The 19,279-nt window shown below is 56.8% G+C and carries 20 protein-coding genes and 1 pseudogene; 7 read left to right on the forward strand and 14 right to left on the reverse strand.

All coding sequences use genetic code 11. From position 1 onward, the window contains the following. Nucleotides 1–29: 29 nt before the first annotated feature. Complete coding sequence (locus ACR42C_RS12090; protein WP_320720554.1) at nucleotides 30–983, forward strand: GlxA family transcriptional regulator; 954 nt, start codon at nucleotides 30–32, stop codon at nucleotides 981–983. 8 nt (nucleotides 984–991) lie between these two features. Here ACR42C_RS12090 and nhoA read toward each other — a convergent pair whose 3' ends face one another. Further along, nucleotides 992–1,828, reverse strand: a complete 837-nt coding sequence (nhoA, locus tag ACR42C_RS12095) for an N-hydroxyarylamine O-acetyltransferase (protein ID WP_320720555.1) — start codon at nucleotides 1,826–1,828, stop codon at nucleotides 992–994. A gap of 108 nt (nucleotides 1,829–1,936) precedes the next feature. Here nhoA and ACR42C_RS12100 point away from each other — a divergent pair, with 108 nt between their 5' ends. The 3 genes from ACR42C_RS12100 (at nucleotide 1,937) to ACR42C_RS12110 (ending at nucleotide 3,423) form a co-directional block, all read left to right on the forward strand. Continuing rightward, on the forward strand, nucleotides 1,937–2,509 hold the full coding sequence (locus ACR42C_RS12100; protein ID WP_316379215.1) for a flavin reductase family protein: 573 nt from the start codon (nucleotides 1,937–1,939) through the stop codon (nucleotides 2,507–2,509). Between the two features lie 126 nt (nucleotides 2,510–2,635). Further along, nucleotides 2,636–2,998, forward strand: a complete 363-nt coding sequence (locus tag ACR42C_RS12105; protein WP_316379216.1) for a CHAP domain-containing protein — start codon at nucleotides 2,636–2,638, stop codon at nucleotides 2,996–2,998. Next, nucleotides 2,998–3,423 (forward strand): DUF3828 domain-containing protein, encoded by a 426-nt coding sequence (locus ACR42C_RS12110; RefSeq protein ID WP_316379217.1) that lies wholly within the window; start codon nucleotides 2,998–3,000, stop codon nucleotides 3,421–3,423. The genes ACR42C_RS12105 and ACR42C_RS12110 overlap by 1 nt, the downstream gene beginning before the upstream one ends. Nucleotides 3,424–3,495: 72 nt before the next feature. Here ACR42C_RS12110 and fusA read toward each other — a convergent pair whose 3' ends face one another. Continuing rightward, on the reverse strand, nucleotides 3,496–5,598 hold the full coding sequence (fusA, locus tag ACR42C_RS12115) for an elongation factor G (RefSeq protein ID WP_320720556.1): 2,103 nt from the start codon (nucleotides 5,596–5,598) through the stop codon (nucleotides 3,496–3,498). Nucleotides 5,599–5,758: 160 nt separating this feature from the next. On the opposite strand from fusA, the gene ACR42C_RS12120 reads away from it, so the two are divergent. Beyond that, nucleotides 5,759–6,058, forward strand: coding sequence for an ArsR/SmtB family transcription factor (locus ACR42C_RS12120; RefSeq protein WP_479984142.1), 300 nt, complete (start codon nucleotides 5,759–5,761; stop codon nucleotides 6,056–6,058). Nucleotides 6,059–6,098: 40 nt separating this feature from the next. Here ACR42C_RS12120 and ACR42C_RS12125 read toward each other — a convergent pair whose 3' ends face one another. Beyond that, the gene (locus ACR42C_RS12125; protein ID WP_316379220.1) at nucleotides 6,099–6,335 is read right to left on the reverse strand and encodes a tautomerase family protein; all 237 of its coding nucleotides are present in this window, start codon (nucleotides 6,333–6,335) and stop codon (nucleotides 6,099–6,101) included. Between the two features lie 60 nt (nucleotides 6,336–6,395). Between ACR42C_RS12125 and ACR42C_RS12130 the strand changes: the two genes are divergently transcribed. Continuing rightward, nucleotides 6,396–6,857: a winged helix-turn-helix transcriptional regulator gene (locus ACR42C_RS12130; RefSeq protein WP_320720557.1), complete on the forward strand. Its 462-nt coding sequence runs from the start codon at nucleotides 6,396–6,398 to the stop codon at nucleotides 6,855–6,857. An 86-nt stretch (nucleotides 6,858–6,943) separates the two neighbouring features. Here ACR42C_RS12130 and ACR42C_RS12135 read toward each other — a convergent pair whose 3' ends face one another. The 11 genes and pseudogenes from ACR42C_RS12135 to ACR42C_RS12185 all read right to left on the reverse strand — a co-directional run bounded on the left by ACR42C_RS12135 (nucleotide 6,944) and on the right by ACR42C_RS12185 (nucleotide 17,347). After that, complete coding sequence (locus ACR42C_RS12135) at nucleotides 6,944–7,945, reverse strand: Kdo(2)-lipid IV(A) acyltransferase (protein ID WP_320720558.1); 1,002 nt, start codon at nucleotides 7,943–7,945, stop codon at nucleotides 6,944–6,946. A 191-nt stretch (nucleotides 7,946–8,136) separates the two neighbouring features. Beyond that, the gene (gene pptA / locus ACR42C_RS12140) at nucleotides 8,137–8,367 is read right to left on the reverse strand and encodes a tautomerase PptA (protein WP_316379223.1); all 231 of its coding nucleotides are present in this window, start codon (nucleotides 8,365–8,367) and stop codon (nucleotides 8,137–8,139) included. Between the two features lie 37 nt (nucleotides 8,368–8,404). Further along, entirely contained in the window at nucleotides 8,405–9,022 is a 618-nt protein-coding gene (locus ACR42C_RS12145; RefSeq protein ID WP_320720559.1) for a glutathione S-transferase family protein, read from the reverse strand. A gap of 166 nt (nucleotides 9,023–9,188) precedes the next feature. Further along, a complete protein-coding gene (locus tag ACR42C_RS12150; protein WP_479984143.1) occupies nucleotides 9,189–10,076 on the reverse strand; it encodes an ABC transporter substrate-binding protein in 888 nt (295 codons plus the stop codon). Nucleotides 10,077–10,085: 9 nt separating this feature from the next. Next, nucleotides 10,086–10,859 carry an amino acid ABC transporter ATP-binding protein gene (locus tag ACR42C_RS12155; protein WP_163329568.1) on the reverse strand — a complete coding sequence of 258 codons (774 nt, stop codon included), beginning with the start codon at nucleotides 10,857–10,859 and terminating at the stop codon, nucleotides 10,086–10,088. Further along, on the reverse strand, nucleotides 10,843–11,769 hold the full coding sequence (locus tag ACR42C_RS12160; protein WP_479984144.1) for an amino acid ABC transporter permease: 927 nt from the start codon (nucleotides 11,767–11,769) through the stop codon (nucleotides 10,843–10,845). The genes ACR42C_RS12155 and ACR42C_RS12160 overlap by 17 nt, the downstream gene beginning before the upstream one ends. Nucleotides 11,770–11,778: 9 nt before the next feature. Beyond that, complete coding sequence (locus ACR42C_RS12165; RefSeq protein WP_439209807.1) at nucleotides 11,779–12,288, reverse strand: GNAT family N-acetyltransferase; 510 nt, start codon at nucleotides 12,286–12,288, stop codon at nucleotides 11,779–11,781. A 9-nt stretch (nucleotides 12,289–12,297) separates the two neighbouring features. Continuing rightward, nucleotides 12,298–14,561, reverse strand: a pseudogene (locus ACR42C_RS12170) (NtaA/DmoA family FMN-dependent monooxygenase). Nucleotides 14,562–14,577: 16 nt separating this feature from the next. Then, the gene (locus tag ACR42C_RS12175) at nucleotides 14,578–15,699 is read right to left on the reverse strand and encodes an amidohydrolase (RefSeq protein WP_116339649.1); all 1,122 of its coding nucleotides are present in this window, start codon (nucleotides 15,697–15,699) and stop codon (nucleotides 14,578–14,580) included. Then, a complete protein-coding gene (locus tag ACR42C_RS12180) occupies nucleotides 15,696–16,697 on the reverse strand; it encodes an LLM class flavin-dependent oxidoreductase (RefSeq protein ID WP_479984145.1) in 1,002 nt (333 codons plus the stop codon). Before ACR42C_RS12180 ends, ACR42C_RS12175 begins: the two co-directional genes overlap by 4 nt. 110 nt (nucleotides 16,698–16,807) lie before the next feature. Further along, nucleotides 16,808–17,347: an AAA family ATPase gene (locus ACR42C_RS12185; protein WP_116339645.1), complete on the reverse strand. Its 540-nt coding sequence runs from the start codon at nucleotides 17,345–17,347 to the stop codon at nucleotides 16,808–16,810. A 417-nt stretch (nucleotides 17,348–17,764) separates the two neighbouring features. Here ACR42C_RS12185 and ansP point away from each other — a divergent pair, with 417 nt between their 5' ends. Continuing rightward, a complete protein-coding gene (gene ansP, locus ACR42C_RS12190) occupies nucleotides 17,765–19,261 on the forward strand; it encodes an L-asparagine permease (protein ID WP_479984146.1) in 1,497 nt (498 codons plus the stop codon). Nucleotides 19,262–19,279: the final 18 nt, after the last annotated feature.

The raw sequence follows: 19,279 nt of genomic DNA on the forward strand, positions 1-19,279 counted from the left end.
TCTATACTGGCTGGCACATGGAGGCTTTTATGACGCTTAAAATTGGTATTGTGGTATTTGATGGCATTATCCCTTTTCACCTTTCGGTGCCCTATGCCGTATTTGAGAAAGCGCTAACGCCACAAGGCGAGCCCCTTTGTCAGTTGGTCGTTTGCGCCACCATGCCCGGCGCGCTTAAAACCAATGCCGGATTCTCTATCGTTGTCGAGCGTGGGCTTGATGAGCTGGCCGGAATGGATATGGTGATCGTCCCAAGCTGGGACAGTCCCGAGCATGCCCCGGCCCCCGATCTCCTGCAAGCCCTGCAAAAAGCACATGCCGCGGGTTCGCGTATTGTGGGTTTGTGTATGGGCGCGTTTGTGGTTGCCGCCGCCGGGTTACTGGAACATCGCCCTGCGACGACGCACTGGCGATGGGCGGCTGATTTTCAGCGTCTCTATCCCTCTGTGCAAATGGATAAAGACGTTCTTTATATCGATAATGGTGACGTTGTCACTTCTGCGGGCACGGCGGCCAGTATCGACTGTTGCCTGCATCTGGTGCGTAAGGCCTGGGGTGCGGAAGTGGCAAATAGCGTAGCGCGGTTGCTGGTGGTGCCGCCCCATCGCCAGGGTGGACAACGTCAATACGTAGAACTGCCGGTTCAGAACACGCGTTGTGGAGATAACTTTACCGACGCGCTAGCCTGGGCGACGAAAAACCTCCAGCTTGCGCTCACGCTGGACTGCGTGGCGGAAAAGGCCTGCATGAGCCGTCGCAGCTTTACCCGGCGTTTTCAGCAAACCACCGGTGAGAGTTTTTCGCGCTGGCTGCTAAACCAGCGCATTATCGTCGCACAACGCTATCTCGAAAAAACCGACCAGCCTGTGGATGACATTGCCGAGCGTGTCGGTTTTCCCTCAACAACGTCCTTACGCCGTCACTTTCACAAGCTGCTTAACACCTCGCCATCTCGCTATCGGCGCGAGTTTCGCGGCCGATAGCGAGGAGGCTATTTCCCGTGAGTTTCGAACCCTGCCATCACCGCCGTTAACTCCGCCAGTGAAAAACCGTGCTTCGGATCGTCAACGCCCAGCCCGAAGCGCTCCTGCATCAGCTGATACAGCGCCCCGGCATCCGGTAAATGGATCTGCTCCTCCACGTGCCCGTTCTGCCAGTGGGTGAAGTTGAAGTTGGTCAGCGTCAGCTTGCCGCCGTCCGGCAGGTGGCGACACATCAACAGATGATGACGGAAATGGGACTGCGGCCAGTGCGCCGACCAGAAGTTTCCCATCACGTAATCGCTGAAATATTGCATCGTCAGGTCAAAATGGTACATCGACTGCCAGTGTTCGTGGTGGCGGAACTGCAGCACCCAGTCGTTGCCCTCGCTCAGCAGACGGTACAGCCCGTGCGGGGTCTCCTGCTCCTCGTTGGCAAGCAGACGAATCGGCGCCGTCAGCGTCTGTCCGCCAAACCCCACGTCGGCAATCCAGCGCTCGCCGTTCAGCTCGACCAGCAGCAGGCGATGCGTGCGCGGCGGCATTTGCGGCGGATTTGCCAGCACGACCCGCCCCAGCACGCTGCGCACGGTAAACCCGACTTCACGCAAGACGCGCTCAAAAAGACCGTTTTGCTCAAAGCAATATCCCCCGCGTCGCGCCGTCACCAGCTTGTCCACCAGACATTGATCTTCAAGGTGGATTTCGCGCGGCAGAACAACATCAATATTCTCAAAAGGGATTGCACAGTTGTGGTGTAAATGCAGCGCGCGCAGGGTATCGATATCCACCCGTGTCGGTTGCGCCCAGCCGATGCGGTCGAAATAGGCGGTTAGAAATGGGGACATACATCAGTTTCCTTTGATTGTGATGTTCTGTTTATAAACTAATTTTACACAGTCACTTTGATTTACGTGCTTTTTCGCCATACTCATCGGTGTAGATGAGGAGACCCTATGAGCCATTTTCGCCCTGTTGAATTACGCCATGCCAGCCGTCTGCTCAACCACGGCCCCACCGTGCTTATCACCAGTCGGGATGAAACCCTCGACAGACGCAACGTGATGGCCGCCGCATGGTCAATGCCCGTTGAGTTTGAACCGCCGCGCATCGCGATAGTCGTGGATAAAAGCACCTGGTCACGCGAGCTGATCGAGCGCAGCGGAAAGTTTGGCATCGTCATCCCCGGCGTGGCGGCGGCCAACTGGACATACGCGGTCGGTAGCGTCAGCGGGCGCGACGAGGACAAATTCAACTGCTACGGGATCCCGGTCGTGAACGGTCCTGAACTTGGCCTGCCGGTCATTGAAGAAAAATGTCTGGCGTGGATGGAGTGCCGGTTATTACCCGCCACTTCCGCGGCAGAGAAATACGATACGCTGTTTGGCGAAGTGGTTTCCGCGGCGGCCGATGACCGCGCGTTTGTCGCCGGGCGCTGGCAGTTTGACGGGGATAAGCTGAATACCCTGCACCATCTTGGGGCGGGGACGTTTGTGGCGAGCGGGAAAATGGTGAAGGCGCTGGATTGATTTCCTAAATTATATCCTACTGAATTATAGTAAATTTCTATGGCATTTTATGTTTACTATTGCGTTGTAAAACGGAGGATATTTCCAGAGTTGCTGCATTAGCACTCTCGCGTTAAGGAAATATCAATGACATGGAATAAAGATGGCGCAATCTTATATGCTAAATCACACGCCCAACCGAAGAGCACGGGGTATTGTGCTCACTACGTCACCGAAGCGATCAGAACGGGTGGAAGATTAAAAATCCCCAATACGCGTCTGGCAAAAGACATGGGGCGCACATTGGTCAATGCTGGCTTCCGCCTGATATACGATCAACCTCATGCAGGGGACGTGGCGGTTATTCAGAATATAGTGGGTCATGATAGCGGTCACGTTTGCATATACGATGGTCAGCAGTGGATTAGCGATTTTGTTCAACGCACCATGTACCCAGGGCAGGCTTACCGCAACATACAACCTCATTACGAACTGTTCAGGCATGACTAATGAAGCCACTCTTCTTTTTACTTTTCACCCTGTCTCCATTCGCGATAGCAGATAGCATCTCTTCACCGGGCCAGACGGCGCTTAAATTCAATCAATGGTATATCGCGCAGTTAGAGCAGAACAAACCGCCCGTACTCAATCCAGACATTATGAATGAATACGTTGCCTCAGGGACAATTGCAGCAATAAAAGAATTGTATTCAGGCGACAGTAACGAAAAAGATATGCCCGACGCGGATATGTTCATCAAATCGCAGGATTGGGATGAGGACTGGAATCAGATAACCGTCCTGCACTCTGATTTTGACGCCGTTTGTACAAACGTCTATGTCGCGTTTGGAAAGAAACACGATCACGTGGTAGCAGATTGTCTCGTTCAGGAAAAAGGGAAATGGAAAGTTCGCTCGGCGACGCTGATTAAGTAACAAGCTGATATTAAAAAACTTTATACAATGAAAAAAACACATGGTAGCCAAACGACTACCATGTGCAATTAATTAACTCTTCGCACGCCGCGAAATAATCTCATCCGCAACATTCCGCGGAGCTTCCGCAAAATGATGGAACTCCATCGTATACGTCGCGCGCCCCTGGGACATCGAGCGCAATGTCGTGGCATATCCAAACATCTCCGCCAGCGGTACGTCAGCGCGAATAATCTGGCTTCCGTACTGCTCGGCCATCCCCTGCACCATGCCACGGCGGGAAGAGAGATCGCCCATGATGTTACCGGCGTACTCTTCCGGTGTTTCCACCTCCACGTGCATGATCGGCTCAAGGATCACCGGATCCGCTCTGCGGGCGCCCTCTTTAAAGCCGAGGATTGCCGCCATGCGAAACGCCATCTCCGAGGAGTCGACGTCGTGGTACGAGCCAAACGTCAGCGTCGCTTTGACGTCGACAACCGGATAGCCCGCCAGCACGCCGCTGTTCATCGCCTCACGCAGTCCTTTCTCAACGGACGGGATATACTCGCGCGGCACCACACCGCCCTTGGTGGCATCTTCAAATTTAAAACCACTTCCGGGCTCCAGCGGCTCCAGGCTCAGGACCACATGGCCGTACTGCCCTTTACCACCGGACTGCCGGACAAATTTGCCTTCGATATCCTTCACCGCCTTGCGCAGGGTTTCGCGGTACGTCACCTGCGGACGACCAATATTCGCCTCGACGCCAAACTCACGCTTCATGCGGTCGACGATGATCTCAAGGTGTAACTCGCCCATCCCGGAGATAATCGTCTGACCGGACTCTTCGTCAGTGTGCAGGCGAAACGACGGATCTTCCGCCGCCAGACGCTGGAGCGCGATCCCCATTTTCTCCTGATCGCCCTTGGTTTTCGGCTCGATCGCCAGCGAGATAACCGGGTCCGGGAACTCCATGCGCTCAAGCGTGATGACGGCGTTCGGATCGGTGAGCGTATCTCCGGTGGTCACGTCCTTCAGCCCAACGCATGCTGCGATATCGCCCGCGCGCAGTTCGTCCACCTCATGGCGATCGTTGGCATGCATCAGCACGATACGACCGATGCGCTCTTTCTTCCCTTTCACCGGGTTATACACCGCGTCGCCTTTGCGTAGCACGCCAGAATACACGCGGATAAAGGTCAGTTGCCCGACGTACGGGTCGCTCATCAGCTTGAACGCCAGGGCCGAGAACGGCTCATCATCGCTCGGGTGACGCTCCGCGTGCTGCCCTTTTTCATCCACGCCGTCAATGGCAGGCACGTCCAGCGGCGACGGCATCAGCTCAATCACCGCATCGAGCATGCGCTGTACGCCTTTATTCTTGAATGCGCTGCCGCACAGCATCGGCTGGATTTCGCCCGAGATGGTGCGAATACGCAGTCCCCTGATGATTTCCGCTTCATCGAGATCGCCCGTCTCCAGGTATTTATCCATCAGATCGTCGCTGGCTTCCGCCGCAGCAGAGACCATTTTCTCCCGCCATTCTCTGGCGGTGCTGACTAAATCATCCGGCACGGGCGCATAGGTAAATACCATGCCCTGCGTCGCATCGTCCCACAGAATGGTGCGCATCTTGATGAGGTCCACCACGCCTGTGAAATGGTCTTCGGCACCCACCGGAATGACAATCGGCACCGGATTGGCCTTCAGGCGTTCCTGCATCATCTGCACGACGCGGAAGAAATCGGCGCCCGGACGGTCCATTTTGTTGACGAAGGCCAGTCGCGGAACGTGATATTTATTGGCCTGACGCCAGACGGTTTCCGACTGCGGCTGCACGCCGCCCACGGAGTCATACACCATCACGGCACCGTCGAGCACGCGCATAGAACGCTCCACTTCAATGGTGAAGTCCACGTGTCCCGGGGTGTCGATGATGTTGATCCGGTGCGGTTCAAACCCTCTGTCCATACCCGGCCAGAAGCAGCTGACCGCCGCGGAGGTAATCGTGATCCCGCGCTCCTGCTCCTGCGCCATCCAGTCAGTGGTTGCCGCGCCATCGTGTACTTCACCCAGCTTGTGGCTCATCCCGGTATAAAACAGAATGCGCTCAGTGGTGGTGGTTTTACCGGCATCGATATGCGCGGAGATACCGATGTTGCGATAACGTTCGAGAGGGATGGGTCGGGGCATGATATTTCCTTAAGTCTCATGACTTGTCTGTGACGACCGGGATGGTCGTGCATTCGTTCGTTTGCTATAATAGTCCTATTGTACGAGTATTATCGAACTATTTTTTAACGGTTGACCTATTGTTGATATAGCTCAATCTGACGCCAAACGCAGGAAAACGATGATCCCAAACCACCCTGAAACTGTACAAATACTGCTGGAAAATGTGCTGTTTGCCCTCGGCAACCCGCTCCGGCTGTCGATTATCCGCCGGCTGGCCGATGGCAGTGAACTCAGCTGTAACGCGCTGCGCCCGGACGACGTGGTGAAGTCCACGATGACCCATCACTGGCGCGTTCTACGCGACAGCGGGGTCATCTGGCAGCGTCCGCAGGGACGAGAAAATATGATTTCATTGCGAAGAGAGGATCTGGATGCCCGCTTTCCGGGGCTGATGGACATCCTTTTACGTGCTCATTAAACCTCTTATCGCCGGGAGGAATATGTGCCTCCCGAACGTATCAGGACGACTGCGTCGACGCGAATTTCTTCGCAATCATTTCAGCAGTAGGCTGTAATCCCCCCAGGCTCCATTGCTCCGGCTCGTGTTCATCAATACGGATCCAGACCGAATTCCGGAATGCCGGATCCCCTTTCCCCTCGATTTCCACCATTAAGTCCGTCATTCGGCGCAGCAATTCACTTTTTTGCTCGGCGTTCATGATCCCTTTAATCGTTTGTACATTCACAAATGGCATTGTATTCTCCCTATAATCAAGGTCTAAAAATCATACTCAGATTAGAAGGGAAAACACCCTGTGTCAAAAGATAAATCATTGCCTTACCTCTCACCCGAACTGTGCGGGCTCGCAGAAGGGGCAAAAATCATTGGCGATCAATGGATTTTGCTGATTTTGAGGGAGGCTTTTTACGGCATCACTCGCTTCGAGACCATGCGCAACCATACCGGCATCACTAAGCAGACGTTAGCAACGCGCTTAAAGTTGATGACGGAGCTGGGGTTGCTTTCCCGAAGACCTTACCGGGAAGAAGGAGCGCGGGAACGGTATGAATACCAGCTTACCGACAAAAGCCGCGCTCTTGCCCCGGTGCTGCTATCTCTGATGGAGTGGGGACACCTGCATGTTTTACACACCGCACCGCATATCACGCTGGTGGATAAAGCGAGTGGTGAACCGGTGCGCATTGGGTATGTGAATGCGCAGGGTCATGAGGTCATGCGAAGCCAGGTTCAGATTGTGCCGTCAACAGAGGGGTAAGCCGGGCGGTGTGCCCCCTGCTTCCCCTGTCAGGTTACCTAATCCAAACCTTCTGCAGCGTGGCGCTCTGCGCAAACGGCACGCTTTTAGTGCTGAACGCCCGAGTGGTCAGAAAAATCGCTGGCGGAGAGAAGATCACCACGTGTTGCCGTCTGTTTCCGGCGGGCATACCGGTCAGGTACGCCTTCAGGACGCGTTTTGAAGCGACGGTGCAGCCACATATATTGTTCAGGTGCCATCAGCACGGCGCGCTCAATCGCCCTGTTCATCTGCGTCGCCACGGCGACTTTGTCGCTGCCCTGTAACGCCTCGCTGATATCCTCCAGAATAATCAGCTCGTATCCTGTACCGTCCGCCCTGCGGCGCGGCACGAACGGAATCACGGCAGGTTTCGCGCTTTTGACCAGCATATAGCTTCCAGCGGTCGTGGCGGCATCCGGAACCGCAAAAAACGGCGCAAACACGCTGTTGGCTTTGCCATAGTCATGATCCGGGGCGTACCACAAAATCTCATTCTGTTTCAGCGAGCGGATCATGCCCTTTAAATCATGGCGATCGAGCATGGTTTTATTGGCGCGCAAACGCCCGCGCGTCTGTAGCCAGTCCAGGAGCGCATTATTGTTAGGGCGATACACCCCAATACCGGGGTTGAGCATGCCAAATATCCGCGCGCCCAGCTCAAGCGTCAGAAAATGCATCCCGACCAGCACCACGCCCTTTCCCTGCGCCCTGGCTTTTTCCATGTGCTCGTAACCCGTCACGGTAAAGCATTTCCGCACCCGCCATGCAGGCCAGAACCACGCCATGCCGGTTTCGATTACCCCCATCCCCACGGATTCAAAATTACGCTGCAGCAAAGATTCACGCTCTTCTGCTTTCATCTGCGGAAAGCAAAGCTCCAGGTTTCGGCGGGCAATCTCGACGCGGCGAGGAAGTAAGCGCATCGCCAGCCGACCAAGGCCATGACCGATTCTGAACAGTAGCGGATAAGGGAGCAGCATGATGAGCCACAGCGCGGCGATGCCTGTCCAGCTTAGCCAGTATCGAGGGTGGAAAAAGGCAGGTGAAAACCGGGGTAATTTTGTCATGAGAAAATTATCCTTTAACGTTGCTGTCCTTAATTGATTCTGTTGTCGATCTTTCCTAAGGATTTATTAAATGTCAGTCAGAAACGTTAAGTGTAACGGATCGGATAAAACTCACGTTTATCGTTTTTTGCGAAATGAGGGTGTGAGAGTCAGGAGAAGCCGGGTAAGACGACGCTACCCGGCCCCAAAAATTACATTGAATACCCAGGCTTCTTAATTAACTCGTCCAGCTTCGGCCCTATTTCGGTATCCCAGACCTGGGCTTTCCAGTCTTCCTGGTTCACCTGGTTCAACGCCACCGATACCGAACTGTCTTTGCTGTTGAAATGGCGAATAATCACCTCGGCGATATCTGCCGCCAGCGCGGTTTTTTGCTCGTCGTTAAAATCGCGGGGAAAACATTTGATATCTACGTGTGGCATATGCAGGCTTCCTGTTATGTGTGAGCCTTCCACGTTATCAGATTATGTTGTTGGCCTTTAACACCTTGTGCAGTTCCGGCAGTTGACACACCGTATCCGCAATCGCCGTAAACCTGGGTGTGTTTGCCGCAAACCAGTCATGCCGAGGCCCCCAGGTGCGCGCCACCGCAATATATACGTCCAGCAGCGTCAGCCGTTCCCCCAGCGCAAACGGGGTAGCCTTAAGCTGGCTTTCAAACCACAAGTAGAGGGATTTCCGGTATTCGATGCAGTTTTTCTGCAGCTGTTCCGGCGCATCCGGCACCCAGCGTTCGGGATAGTCTGCATACGTAAACGTGGGATAGACGTTGGCCACAAACCAGATGAGCAGACGCTGAAACTGCTGACGTTCGGCCTGCCCCACGGGTGGAGAAAGATCGGGACATCTGTCGAGCACCATCAGGGCAATTGCCGCAGTTTCGGTCATGATGGCGCCATTTTCCAGCGCCAGCGTTGGCACCTGACACAGCGGGTTGAGCTTTTGCAGCAGCTCGCGCTGCGGGCCGGGCTGGTCAAACCCGTCCACGTTCACAAACTGATAAGGGATATCAGCCAGGGTGAGCATCGCTTCACCGATCGCCGAGCCCCAGCCGGGTACGCCATAGAGTTTAATCATGTTGCCCCCTGCGGGATGAAAACCCTAAGTGTATACCCGTTATACTTCAAGTTGCAGGTGCGTTGGCTGCACTCACTCACCCCAGTCACGTACTTATGTACGCTCCCGGGGATTCGTTCCCTTGCCGCCTTCCTGCAACTCGAATTATTTTGGGTATAGAGCACCATTAGTAGGTTATCCCAGGCGGGTTGACCTCCGACTGCGTCACCGCTTCCCCCTGTTCGCCCCAGCGCGCCAGCACCTTCTGGTAATCTCCCCGCTTAATCGCGCCGTCAAGCGCGGCCTGCAGCGCGTACACCAGCTCATTACCTTTTTTGGTGGTGGTCGCAACATAGGCTTTTTTTGGCCCTAAACCGACCACGCGGGTTTTGCCCGTAAGCGCTGCTTTGTAAGCTGAAACCGACTGAGGGCCAAAGAACACATCCGCTCTGCCGGACTGGATATAGAGATTGCCCGAGGCATCGTCGTGGAGATAAACCGGCAGCGCGGGCGTCCGCCCCGCCTTTTTGTTCTCTTCGTTCCAGCCCAGCAGAATGCGCTCCTGATTCGTGCCGGAGCCGACAATCACCTTTTTCCCGGCCAGATCTTCCGCGCTTTTGATTGACTGGATCTCGCTGGTGGATTTCACCGAAAACGCCAGAGAATCGACGCGGTAGGTCGCAAAATCAAACTTCTCTTTACGCTGCTCGGTCACCGCAATGTTCACCAGCGCCACGTCGTAGCGCCCGGAGGCGATCCCCAGCGGCCAGTCTTCCCACGCCGTCGGCACCAGCTTCAGCTTTAGCCCCAGGCTACCCGCCAACAGGCGGGCCATATCCGGATCGCTGCCGATGCGCGTACGGTTATCGCTGGCCAGCAGCGCCAGCGGCGGAGAATTCAGCATCGAGATGGCGACCGTCAGCGTACCCGGCTCAACGAATTTGTAATTGGCGGGGATCTTCGCCACGGCCTGCGGATCCACCGTCACCGGCATCGGCTGCTCGTTGGCTTTCAGATCAATGCTGGCGTGGCTCGCCGTTGTGAAGATCAGCCCCGCCAGAAGCCCATATTTCATTGGCACTCCTTATAAGACTTTCGAGAGGAACTGGCGCGTTCGCGGGTGCGATGGGCGGTTCAACACCTCGTCGCTGCTCCCCTGCTCAACGATTTTCCCGTCAACCATAAACACCACCTGATCCGCCACTTCACGGGCAAAGCCGATCTCATGGGTGACCACCACCAGCGTGGTGCCGGAACGGGCGAGCTTTTTGATCACGTCCAGCACTTCGCCGACCAGTTCAGGGTCGAGCGCCGAGGTGGGCTCGTCAAACAGCATCACGCGGGGACGCAGCGCCAGCGCGCGGGCAATGGCGATACGCTGCTGCTGACCGCCGGAAAGATGGCGTGACCAGGCATCGGCTTTATCCCGCAGCCCAACCACGTCCAGCAGGCTGTACGCCCTTTCCACCGCCTCTTTTTTGCCGAGCTTTTTATGCGCGATGGGCGCCTCTATCAGGTTTTCCAGCACCGTAAGATGCGGGAAGAGATTGAAGTTCTGGAACACGTAGCCCACGTTAACGCGCTGCCTGAGGATCTCCTTCTCCTTCAGCTCATAAAGCTTATCACCCTGACGACGGTAGCCGATGTAATCCCCGTCTATCTGGATAAAACCTTCGTCGACGCGCTCCAGGTGGTTAATAGTACGCAGCAGCGTCGATTTGCCCGACCCGGACGGCCCGAGGATCACCGTTACTGACCCGGGAGGGATCTCAAGCGAAACGTTGTCGAGCGCCTTATGGCGGCCAAAAAACTTGCTGACGCCGGTGATCGAGATGTGTCCTTCAGGAGAGGCTTGCATGGACGGGCTCCTGTGCTGGCGTGGTGGTCACGGAACGGGCGCGGCGGGTGTCGCGGTTCTGATTCACGGCGGAGCGGCGTTCGCTGCGTGCCAGACCGCGCTCGACAACATACTGAATTGCGGACAAGACGGTGGTAATGACCAGGTACCAGGCAGCCCCGACCATCAGCAGCGGGATCACCTCCTGCGTGCGGTTGTAGATCATCTGGATGGTATAGAACAGCTCCGGCATCGCCAGGACGTACACCATCGCCGTGCCCTTGGCGAGGCTGATGATTTCATTGAATCCCGACGGCAGGATTGTGCGCAGCGCCTGAGGCAAAATGATCCGCACCGTGCGGCGCCAGGCCGGGAGACCCAGCGCGGCGGCGGCTTCATACTGGCCGTGATCGACCCCGAGGAATCCCCCGCGAATGATCTCGGCGGTATAGGCGCTCTGCACCAGCGTCAGCCCCACCACGGCGGTGGAGAACTGCCCCAGCACGTTAATGGTCTCAAACCTGCCCCAGGTGATGCCGGTGAACGGCACGCCGAGAGAGAGCGTGTCGTAGAGATAGGAAAAGTTGTACAGGATGATCAGCACCACGATCAGCGGCAGCGAGCGAAACAGCCAGATGTAGGCCCACGCCAGGCTGCTCAGCAGCCATGACGAGGACAGTCTCGCCAGAGCCAGCATGCCGCCAATCACCACGCTCAGCGCGGTGCCGATCAGCATCAGGAGCAGGGTCTGCCCTACGCCTTCGAGGATCACCGGGTCAAAGAACCAGCGGGCGAACACCGCCCACTCCCAGCGCGGGTTAAAGGCCACGGACTGAATCACGACGGCCAGGACAAACAGCGCCACCGCGGCGCCGACGGCCCGCAGCGGATAACGCGCCGGGACCACCTTAATGGTTTCAACGTTGCTCATCGTCGTTCCTCATGCGGTTTTACTGAACGCTTCGCGTACCAGCGTTTTAGTGAAGCGCAGCCGACCGTCAAAGGGCGGCTGGCTGTACTCTTCCGGATCCCGGTTCAGATCGAACTGCGGCTGATAGCCCTGGCTAAGATAAAGCCTGACCGCTTCCGGCTGGCGAAAACCGGTTGTCAGATAGATCTGGCTGTACCCTGCCAGCACCGCCCTGCGCTCCAGCTCCTGCACCACGCGCCCGGCAAGCCCCTGCTGGCGCAGGGTTTTGTCCGTCCAGATGCGTTTGATTTCCGCGGTGCGTTCGTCGAAGGGCTTGTACGCGCCGGTGGCGATAATCTTCCCGTCGCGCTCCAGGACGATAAACACCCCCTGCGGTGCTAAGTACCACTCGGTGAGTTCCACTTCCGCGTCTTTAGAGAAGTAGTCCCCGTAGCGGGCGGCATATTCACCGAACAGCCCCTCGATGATGGGCTGAAGCTCGGCATCTTCCGGCGACACGTCACGAAATCGTTCACTCATAGCGCCTCCTTAATCGCCCAGGCCAGCCGGGTTGACTTCTGACTGAGGAATGCGCTCAACGCCTTCCCCCCAGCGGTTGAGCACTTTGTCGTAATCGCCGTTTTTGATTACGCCGTTCAGCGCGGTTTGCACCGGCTCAACCAGCCCGCTGCCTTTTTTCAGCGTCACCGCGATGTGCGCCGCCTTCGGCCAGCCGCCGTCGACGCTACCTACCAGCCTGGTTTTCCCGTTCAGCGCCGCTTTCCAGGCACCAATCACGTTCGGGCCAAAGTAGGCATCCGCGCGCCCGGACTGCAACGCCAGCGTTTGTGCCGCGTCGTCTTTGGTGTAGATCGGGGTAAAGGGCTTCAGTCCCTTCTTCAGGTTTTCGGCATTCCACGCCAGCAGGATGGCCTCCTGGTTGGTGCCGGAACCGACGATAATCCGCAGCCCGGCAATGTCCTCCGCTTTCTGAAGCGATTTGATCGGGCTGGTCGATTTCACGTAGAAACCGAGGGAGTCCTTACGGTAGGTGGCAAAATCAAACTTCTCTTTGCGCGCTTTGGTGACGGTAATGTTGCTGATGGCCGCATCGTATTTCCCCGATGCCACCCCCAGCGGCCAATCTTCCCACGAGGTCGGCACCACGTTCAGCTCCAGCCCGAGGCTGTCGGCCACCAGACGGGCGACGTCAACCTCACTGCCGAGCAGCGTTTTGTTGTCGTCGGAAAATACCGTCAGCGGCGGTTGATTAAGGCCCGCCACCGCCACGGTAAATTTCCCCGGCACGGCAAAGCGATAATCTTTCGGGAGCTGCGCCACCGCCTCGCTGTTTTTGGCGGTGTTGATCGGCGTTTTGTTGGCCTCGATGCTCACGCCGGTGCCGTTAATATTCACATTCTCTGCCCAGACGGCAGGGGTAAAGGCCAGCGCGAGCGCCAGAATAAGCGATGTTTTCTGCATAGCGGTGTTCTCTTTTATTGTTGTGTGAACTGGTTTTTTGGTTGGTCTAAGCCGAGGCTCTCGCGCAGCGTGGTGCCCGGATAGTCGGTGCGGAACAAGCCACGGGCCTGTAAAACGGGCACCACCTGGTCAACAAAGCGCGGGAAGGTGTCCGGCGTACCGCCCTGAATAATGAAGCCGTCTGCGGCATAACCTTCAAACCAGGCCTGCAAACCATCAGCCACCTCCTCCGGCGTGCCGGAAAAGCGTGGGCGCGGCGAAGCGGCTTCAAGCGCCACCTGACGCAGGGTTAAGCTGCGCTCGCGGGCATTACGCTTAATTTCATCGGTAGTGCTGCGGAAGCTGTTTTTGCCTAAGTCGCCGATATCCGGGAACGGCTCGTCGAGCGGATACTGGCTGAAATCGTGATGTTCAAAATAACGGCCGAGGTAGTTGAGGGCATCGTTAATCGATACCAGCGCCGCCGTGGTTTGATACTGTTTTTCCACGTCATCGGCATCTTTCCCCACTATCACGCTGACGCCCTGGAAAATATGTAGATCTGACGCGCGGCGGCCGTTCGTTTCCAGCTGCTGCTTCACGTCGCGATAAAACGCTTTCGCTTCTTCTAAGGTTTCGTGATGGGTAAAAATGGCATCAGCATGTTTCGCCGCCAGTTTTTTACCGTCGTCCGACGCGCCCGCCTGAAAGACAATCGGTCGCCCTTGTGGCGTACGACCAATATTCAGCGGCCCGGCGACCTGGAAGAAATCCCCGTGGTGATCCAGGGTATGCAATTTTGCCGAATCAAAGAATTGACCGCTCTCTTTATTGCGCACAAAGGCGTCGCCCTCCCAGGAATCCCACAGCCCTTTCACCACGTCGAGATACTCATCGGCAATGCGGTAGCGCAGCGCATGCTCGGGGTGTTTTTCGCGGGAAAAGTTCTTTGCTGACCCTTCCAGCGGGGAAGTCACCACGTTCCAGCCCGCTCGGCCGTTGCTCAGGTGATCGAGGCTGGCGAACTGGCGCGCCGTGGTAAAGGGTTCGCTGTAGGATGTGGATAAGGTTCCCACCAGCCCCAGGCGTGAAGTGATGCTTGCCAGCGCGGAGAGTACCGTTAACGGTTCAAAGCGGTTTAAAAAGTGCGGAATAGATTTCTCATTTATATAGAGGCCGTCGGCAACGAACAAAAAATCGAGTTTGCCCTCCTCCGCTTTTAATGCCGTTTCTTTTACGAAATTAAAATTAATACTGGCATCGGCGACGGCCTCAGGGTGACGCCAGGCAGACATATTTCCGGACGCACCATGCAAAATGGTCCCGAGCCGCAGTTGACGATGTGCAGACATATTTACCTCTCCAGAATTAAACGTGTTGCAGCGCTTTTTCCGCAAGCTGTGCAAAATAGCGGGCAGCGGGCTCAATTAATGCTTCGTCCGGATTAAATGCCGGATGGTGTAAACCAAACGGGCTATTACTGCCGATGCTGACAAACGCCCCGGGAATAGACTGCAGATAAACCGCGAAATCTTCTCCGCCCATATGCAGTTCCGCGTGCCGGGTTTCGTACCCCGCCTCGCGGGCAACCGAGGTGGCAAAATCGGCCCAGCGCTCGTCGTTCACCAGCGCGGTGGGTCCGGCATACCAGGTAATATCAATCTGCGCGCTGAAGGCGCTGGCAAACCCTGCGGCGATTTCGCCCACGCGGGCCTTCACGTTCTGCTGCACCTCCGTGCGGTGGGTGCGCAGCGTGCCTTCAAGCTCGACGCTTTCCGGCAGCACGTTCCAGGTATTTCCGCCAGCAATGCGCGTCACGCTCAGCACCACTGAATCCAGCGTATTGACGTTGCGGCTGGCGACGCTCTGCAGCGCCGTCACCAGCTGGCTCGCCAGCACAATGGCGTCGTTGCCTTCGTGCGGGCGCGCGGCGTGCGCGCCTTTGCCGGTGATGCGAATCACGAAGCGGTCGACGTTGGCATAAAACGGTCCGCCGCGGGTGGCGAACTCACCGACCGGCAGGCCGGGCTCATTGTGCATGCCGAAAATCGCGCTGACGTCACGCAGGGCACCGGCCCGCACCATGCTCTTCGCCCCGCCAAAGTTCTCTTCGGCAGGCTGGAAGAGGATACGCACCCGGCCGTTGAGCGAGGCTTCACGCTCTTTTAGCTTTAACGCGGCGCCGAGGATCACGCTGGTATGGATATCGTGTCCGCAGGCGTGCATCACGCCTGCACGCTGCGAGCTAAACGGCACGCCGCTGCGCTCCTCAATCGGCAGAGCATCAATATCTGCCCGCAGCGCAATCAGTTTGTTGCCCGAGCCGATTTCCGCCACCAGCCCGGTCGACAGGTCGTAAGGTTGTGGGGTAATCCCGGCATTCGTCAGCCACTGGCGCAGGCGTGCCGTGGTTTCCACTTCCTGACCGGACAGCTCAGGGTTCTGGTGCAGCTCGCGGCGCCAGGCTATCAGCTGTTCGCTAAAGCTCATACGGTGACCTCCCTGTTAAGACGCGCCTCGGCAAGCAGACGCAGCGACGCGACGCGCGTTGCCCCCTCCGCGACAGGCGTGTCGATGATGAATTCGTCAATGCCCCACTGCTGGTGCAGCGCGTTGAGCTGCTCCAGCACCGACTCAGCCGTGCCCGCCAGCAGCGACTGGGCCCGACGGGCAATGCGAACCGGCTCGCTTCCCGCCTGACGCGCAAAGGCGTAGGCCTGCTCTTCGCTGGCCACGGTGACACGCTGGCCGTTTGCCAGCTCAACGCCCCACACTTCGACCTTTTGCGCCAGCGCGTCTGCCTCGGCCTGCGTCGGCGCGACAATCGCCTGTACCGCCACAATTACGTCCCGCGTGCTGCTCTTACGCCAGGTCGTTACCACGTCTCGCAGCAGTTCCGGGTCACCGTTGAGATGTGCGGCAAAGACGAAGTGCCAGTTGAGCGAGGCGGCAAGCAGCGCGCTTTCGATGCTGGCGCCCAGCAAAAAGCCCTGAGCAGGAACCGGCGGCAGCGGCGTGGCGCGAACGGCTTCATCCGCAGACTGACGTTCAGGACGGATCCAGCGATCGAGCTGGGCCAGCTGTTCGGCAAAGCTGCCTTTTTCCTGTTGATGCAGACCCTGCTGCAGCGCGCGGGTCGAGAGCGGTAGCCCGCCGGGGGCTTTTCCGACGCCGAGATCCACGCGACCGGGCGCCAGCGCGGCCAGCAGGTTGAAATTCTCGGCTACCTTATAGGGGCTGTAGTGCTGGAGCATCACGCCGCCGGAACCGACGCGGATGCGCGTGGTTTGCCCAAGGATCCAGGCAATCAGCAGTTCCGGCGAGGGGCTGGCAAGGTGTGGCGTGTTGTGATGCTCGGCAATCCAGAAGCGGTGATAGCCCAGACTTTCTGCCTGCTGCGCCAGCGTCAGGGTGCGCGCCAGTGCATCGGCTGCCGTTTCGTTTTCAGCGATGGGGCTTTTGTCAAGAATGCTGATTCGCCATGACATGTTGCGTTCTCGTTTGACTTAACATGTCGACATTATTAAAGGCGTATTTCACCACAGAGAAACAATTAATTTACATTTGGTTTGCCGGAAATCAGATATACATGACCCTGCTAAGGGTGTGATTTCAGCGATGAAATCAGCGCATCCGCCTCCTGACGACGGGTGATTCGGACAAACTTGATATGGCTGTACTGCGGGTTTTTCATGTCGGCTTCGTAGCGTTCGCGGTTGCTGCGCCAGGTTTTAATTGTCCAGATGATGATGGACTCCCGGCTGAAAAATGAGCGGCGAAAGCTTTCACGGTTTCCGGTGCCGGGCCAAAGCTCCTGCTGGTGCCATGCGCGTGTGAACGCGCGCGTGACCGCCTGCCAGAGCGTACGGGTAAACCCGATGTCCACCCACACGACCACATCTACATCACGCCACTTCACCGGGCGCGTGCGATTGTAGTTGCCGTCAAGCACCCAGCCGGGCGTGGCAGCGAGCGTATCCGCCAGCGTATTTAGCAGCACTTCATCCGGTGTGCCCTGCCAGTCAGGGCGCCAGTACAACCTGTCCATCTCAATATACGGGAGCGACAGCTCCGTCGCGATGCGTCTGGCAAGCGTACTTTTTCCACTTCCGCTGGTACCGATAATATTGATTTTCACCGTTTCGCCCGATCGTGCTGAAGAAAAGGGATCGCATCATATCGTTTTAGTTTTGTTAATGAAACGCCAGTGAAGCGCCGCCTCCTGGCGCTCTACCTCAACGTAATTATTAAGGGTTTCTGATGATTAAAGCAGCACTTCACTGTTTGTTTTGTCTAAAAACTCACCACGATTCAGCGCGTTGTAATCCTTGTCTGCTCTGACCACACGATTTCCTTCGACGCGCATCACTTTCGGCACGGTTATATTTTGCGTCGCTTATGAATTGCAGGTAGGATGCCTCGCCATGTTTCGCCTTATCCATACGCAGAATGACTGGGAAGGCGGCATGTGTTTGCGCAGAAGCAATCGTTTGTATTGCTTTCTGCCAGGCAGGACTATCACGATAATGGTTCAGACAGGCAAACAGGTAACTCAATGAAAACAAGCAATAAAAGCGCAGCCGATCATCATGCTGCGAAACGTCGCTGGTTAAACTCCCACGAAGAGGGCTACCACAAAGCGATGGGCAACCGTCAGGTTCAAATGATCGCCATCGGCGGCGCTATCGGTACGGGTCTGTTTTTAGGTGCTGGCGCACGTCTGCAGATGGCGGGCCCGGCTCTCGCACTGGTTTATCTGGTGTGCGGGATCTTCTCCTTCTTCATTCTTCGCGCGCTGGGTGAACTGGTATTGCATCGCCCCTCCAGCGGAAGCTTCGTCTCTTACGCCCGAGAATTCCTCGGTGAAAAAGCGGCCTACGTTGCCGGCTGGATGTACTTCGTCAACTGGGCGATGACCGGTATTGTTGATATCACCGCTGTTGCGCTGTATATGCACTACTGGGGCGCGTTCGGTGACGTGCCGCAGTGGGTCTTTGCCCTTGGCGCGCTGGCCATTGTCGGCACCATGAACATGATCGGCGTGAAGTGGTTCGCCGAGATGGAGTTCTGGTTTGCGCTGGTAAAAGTGCTCGCCATTGTGATTTTCCTGGTGGTCGGTACGGTCTTCCTCGGCAGCGGCAAGCCGCTGGATGGCAATGCCACCGGTTTCCACCTGATAACCGATAACGGCGGATTCTTCCCGCACGGCCTGCTGCCTGCGCTGGTTCTGGTTCAGGGCGTGGTGTTTGCCTTTGCGTCTATCGAGCTGGTCGGTACCGCAGCGGGTGAATGTAAAGACCCGCAAACCATGGTGCCAAAAGCCATTAACAGCGTGATCTGGCGTATCGGTCTGTTCTACGTCGGTTCCGTGGTGCTGCTAGTTCTGCTGCTGCCGTGGAACGCCTATCAGGCCGGTCAGAGCCCGTTTGTGACCTTCTTCTCTAAGCTCGGCGTGCCTTACGTGGGCAGCATCATGAACATCGTTGTGCTGACGGCGGCGCTCTCCAGCCTGAACTCCGGCCTTTACTCTACAGGACGTATCCTGCGCTCCATGTCCATGGGCGGTTCCGCGCCGAAGTTCATGTCGAAAATGAGCAAGCAGCACGTACCGTACGCCGGCATTCTGGCTACGCTGGTGGTGTACGTCTTCGGGGTGTTCCTGAACTACCTGGTGCCGTCTCAGGTCTTCGAGATCGTGCTGAACGTGGCCGCACTCGGGATTATCGCCTCCTGGGGCTTCATCGTGGTCTGCCAGATGCGTCTGCGTAAAGCCATTAAAGAAGGCAAAGCCGCTGACGTCAGCTTTAAGCTGCCGGGCGCCCCGGTGACCTCCTGGCTCGCCCTGCTCTTCCTGTTCAGCGTGCTGGTTCTGATGGCGTTCGACTACCCGAACGGTACCTACACCATCGCCACCATCCCGCTGCTGGCCGTGCTGCTGATCGCTGGCTGGTTTGGCGTGCGTAAGCGCGTTCACGAAATTCACAGCACCGCGCCGGTTCATCCAGATGATGAAAAACACGACGCGCCGCTGGTGGAAGAGACCTCGCGTTAAGCACCAATTAAGCATTAA

It is taken from the genome of Enterobacter sp. MG-EB028, assembly GCF_056673305.1.